Here is a 2,010-nt window from a genome sequence, read left to right on the forward strand (position 1 = left end):
CAATCTTTCTTTATCAAGCGCGATAATATCGATTCCATATTCCATTCGGGAAACGCTTTTTTCAATGCAGTTATCGACTGCGTACCGTGTTCGTTAAGACACCGATAAACAGCCTCTTCATTCTCGGTAAGTGTTATATTCTCACAATCTTTGCTTTGATATTGGTACGAGATGCGAACGCCGCCTTTGCCGGGAATAAATAGTCGCATCGCTTCTGCTAACGTGCAAAGATAATATTCGCTGACCCATTTGGCCATCGCCATCATATCGCGCGAAAACCATGCTTCTTCATCAAGAACATCAGCGATATCTTTGAGTTCTATATCGCGTACAGCAGTCGACTCATCGTGACATTCCACAACAAATCCTTCTACCATACGTCCGTCAAACGGAACGAGTACACGCCAACCTATATTAACATGAGAAAACTTTGATGGTACACGATATGTAAACGGCTTATCCAGTTTTTTAACAGGCACATTGACGAACACATCGACTATCATCACAATTTCCTCCTTCTTTTTAGATAGCAAAGTAAGGTTCTCTAACGAGAACCTTACTTTTATTACATCACTGTATTATTTTTAGATACCTGCATCTGCTTTGAGAGCTTCTGCTTTGTCCGTTCTTTCCCACGGAAGGTTAACATCAGTTCTACCGAAGTGACCATATGCTGCAGTCTGACGATAGATCGGACGACGAAGATCCAATTCTTTGATGATGCCTGCCGGACGAAGGTCGAAATGTTTCTGGATCAATTCGCTGATTTTCGATTCAGCGATTTTGCCTGTACCGAACGTTTCAACCATAACGGATACCGGTCTTGCTACGCCGATAGCGTATGCGATCTGGATTTCGCAACGATCAGCAAGTCCTGCCGCTACGATATTTTTTGCAACATAACGAGCTGCATATGCACCCGAGCGGTCTACTTTTGTAGGATCTTTACCCGAGAATGCACCGCCGCCATGACGTGCCATGCCGCCGTATGTATCAACGATGATCTTACGACCCGTAAGACCTGCGTCACCCTGCGGACCGCCTACTACGAAACGACCCGTCGGATTGATGTAGTATTTCGTTTCGTCATCAAGAAGCGACGAAGGAACAACAACTTGGATAACTCTTTCGAGCATATCTTTTTTGATCGTTGCAAGCGTAGCCGACGGGCTGTGCTGCGTCGAAATAACGATCGTGTTGATGCGAACAGGTTTACCGTCTTTATATTCGACCGTTACCTGCGTTTTACCGTCCGGACGAAGGTAATCAAGTTCGCCGCTTTTACGAACTTCCGTCAAACGACGGGAAAGACGATGTGCAAGTGCGATCGGAAGCGGCATAAATTCAGGTGTTTCATTCGTTGCATAACCGAACATCATACCCTGGTCGCCTGCACCGATTGCTTCGATCTGGTCATCCATCGAGCCTTCTTTTGCTTCGAGTGCTTTATCAACACCCATAGCGATATCTGCCGACTGTTCGTCGATAGACGTCATAACTGCGCAAGTATCAGCATCGAAGCCGTATTTTGCACGAGTATAACCGATCTCACGAACAACATTACGAACAAGACGCGGAATATCAACGTAGCATTTCGTAGAGATTTCACCTACAACGTGAACAAGACCCGTCGTTACGAGCGTTTCACAAGCGACACGACCCATCGGGTCTTTTTCCAAAATAGCGTCCAATACGCTGTCAGAGATCTGATCGGCAATTTTATCCGGATGGCCTTCCGTAACCGATTCGGATGTAAAGAATACTATATCTTTATCCATTTAGTTTATCCTCCTTTAAATAAAAAAATGCTCTGCAAAAAGAGAGCATTTTAATACTCTCATCTCTGCTTGTTTACAGCTGGAAGTAGCACCGTTTTTGAATACTCAAATGGTTGCTGCGACTTCATTGGGCCAAATCCCTCCGCCAACTCTTGATGAGTAATAAATAAATTTCCATAATAATTTTAAAGCAAACTGCCGAAAAAATCAACACATCTCGACAACTTTATTC

The 2,010-nt window shown here is 44.3% G+C and carries 2 protein-coding genes and 1 riboswitch; both genes read right to left on the reverse strand.

Features of this window, described 5'->3' with window-relative positions; translation table 11 throughout:
• Positions 1–503 (reverse strand): primosomal protein N' (locus IJN28_00920; protein ID MBQ6712333.1); only part of this gene is annotated, 503 nt, incomplete at its 3' end.
• Positions 504–584: 81 nt separating this feature from the next.
• A complete protein-coding gene (metK, locus tag IJN28_00925; GenBank protein MBQ6712334.1) occupies positions 585–1,778 on the reverse strand; it encodes a methionine adenosyltransferase in 1,194 nt (397 codons plus the stop codon).
• Between the two features lie 56 nt (positions 1,779–1,834).
• Positions 1,835–1,940: riboswitch (SAM riboswitch) on the reverse strand.
• Positions 1,941–2,010 lie beyond the last annotated feature (70 nt).

The sequence above is a fragment of the Selenomonadales bacterium genome (assembly GCA_017442105.1).
Lineage (GTDB): Bacteria > Bacillota > Negativicutes > RGIG982 > RGIG982 > RGIG982.